We start from the raw sequence: 1,935 nt of genomic DNA, 5'->3' as shown, positions 1-1,935 counted from the left end.
GGGACCCCTACGGACGGGGCGCCGGGCGGCACGGACGCGAACACCCTCCTGCCACGGAACGACCGTGGCCGACGAGACCACAGGAGGTGGGTACCCGACATGCGTCAGTACGAGCTCATGATCATCCTCGACTCGGACCTCGAGGAGCGCACCGTGGCCCCGAGCCTCGAGCGCTACCTCACGGTGATCCGCGAGGCCGGCGGCACGATCGACAACGTCGACGTGTGGGGCAAGCGCCGCATGGCCTACCCCATCAACAAGAAGAACGAGGGCATCTACGCCGTCGTCACGATGAAGACCGAGCCCGCCGCGGCCCTGGAGCTGGACCGTCAGCTCAACCTCAACGAGTCGATCGTCCGGACGAAGCTCATCCGTCCCGACGCCCGCTGAGGCCTGGGGAGTCGGCATGGCCGGAGAGACCATCATCACGATCGTCGGCAACCTGACCGGCGACCCCGAGCTGCGCTTCACCCCGTCCGGCTCCGCCGTGGCGAACTTCACCGTGGCGAGCACCCCCCGCACGTTCGACCGTCAGTCGAACGAGTGGAAGGACGGCGAGACGCTGTTCATGCGCTGCTCCATCTGGCGCGAGGCCGCGGAGAACGTCGCCGAGTCCCTCACCAAGGGCACGCGCGTCGTCGTCACCGGTCGCATGAAGTCGCGCACCTTCCAGACCAAGGAGGGTGAGAACCGCACCGTCATCGAGCTGGAGGCCGACGAGATCGGCCCCTCGCTGCGCTACGCGACGGCCAAGGTCAACCGCACCCAGCGCGGGGGCGGCGGCTTCGGCGGTGGCCAGGGCGGCGGCGGTGGCCAGGGCGGTCAGGGCGGCGGCCAGGGCGGTCAGGGCGGCGGCTGGGGCGCAGGCCCCGGCGGTGGCCAGGGCGGCCAGGGCGGCTGGTCCGGCGGTGGCCAGGGCGGTGGCCAGGGCGGTCAGGGCGGCGGCTACGCCGACCCCTGGGCGACCGGTCCCGCGGCCGGCGGCTACGCCGGCTCCGACGACGAGCCCCCGTTCTGAGCCCGACAGGCTGAGCCCCTCGGTGCCGCCGTCGCGCGGCACCCTCCTCCGGCCCCCGCGCCGGACACCAGAACCTGACGGCGCCCCCCGGGCGCCGGGTACCCGTTCCCGAGACACGAGGAGACACCGTGGCTGCCGCCAAGAAGCCGGTGCTGCGCAAGCCCAAGAAGAAGCTCAACCCGCTCAAGACCGCGGGGGTGGAGTACATCGACTACAAGGACACCGCCCTGCTGCGGAAGTTCATCTCCGACCGCGGCAAGATCCGTGCCCGCCGCGTCACGGGTGTGACGGTCCAGCAGCAGCGCCAGATCGCCCAGGCCATCAAGAACGCCCGCGAGATGGCCCTGCTGCCCTACTCGAGCTCCGGTCGCTGAGGAGGCCCCCCATGAAGCTCATCCTCACGCAGGAGGTCACCGGTCTCGGCGAGCCCGGTGACGTCGTCGACGTCAAGGACGGCTACGGCCGCAACTTCCTGCTCCCCCGCAGCCTGGCCACGCCGTGGACCAAGGGCGGGGAGGCGCAGGTCACCGCGATCCAGCGGGCCCGCAAGGCCCGCGAGATCGCGAGCATCGAGGAGGCGCAGACCGTGCGCGCCCGCCTGCAGGAGCGCCCCGTGCAGCTGCAGGCCAACGCCGGGGCCAGCGGCCGCCTCTTCGGCGCCGTGACCCCGGCCGACGTGGCCGCGGCGCTGCAGGCGGCGGGCGCGCCCGCCGTCGACCGCCGCAAGGGCGTCATCGCCCGGCCGATCAAGTCGCTCGGCTCGTACACCGTCCCGGTGCGCCTGCCCCCGGAGGTCACCGCGAGCATCGACGTCGAGGTCGTCGCGGGCGGTCCCCCCCCCCGCACGTCCCGGGGGGGCGGTGCCCCGGGGGGGGGCGCCCCCCCCGGCGGCGCGGGGCCCGGGGGGGGGGGCCCCC

Annotated in this window: 4 protein-coding genes; all 4 read left to right on the top strand. The window is 73.5% G+C overall.

Translation table 11 applies throughout. From position 1 onward, the window contains the following. The first annotated feature begins 99 nt into the window (after window positions 1–99). A complete protein-coding gene (rpsF, locus tag ACTUAL_RS25020) occupies window positions 100–390 on the top strand; it encodes a 30S ribosomal protein S6 (RefSeq protein WP_440901969.1) in 291 nt (96 codons plus the stop codon). Window positions 391–406: 16 nt separating this feature from the next. Further along, window positions 407–1,018 carry a single-stranded DNA-binding protein gene (locus ACTUAL_RS25015; RefSeq protein ID WP_440901968.1) on the top strand — a complete coding sequence of 204 codons (612 nt, stop codon included), beginning with the start codon at window positions 407–409 and terminating at the stop codon, window positions 1,016–1,018. A gap of 128 nt (window positions 1,019–1,146) precedes the next feature. Beyond that, on the top strand, window positions 1,147–1,392 hold the full coding sequence (gene rpsR / locus ACTUAL_RS25010) for a 30S ribosomal protein S18 (protein WP_440901967.1): 246 nt from the start codon (window positions 1,147–1,149) through the stop codon (window positions 1,390–1,392). 11 nt (window positions 1,393–1,403) lie between these two features. After that, window positions 1,404–1,935 (top strand): 50S ribosomal protein L9 (gene rplI, locus ACTUAL_RS25005; RefSeq protein ID WP_440901966.1); only part of this gene is annotated, 532 nt, incomplete at its 3' end.

It is taken from the genome of Actinosynnema sp. (assembly GCF_052038725.1).
The sequence above is the reverse complement of the archived record's forward strand: the minus strand, read 5'-3'. Positions and strand labels throughout refer to the sequence as shown.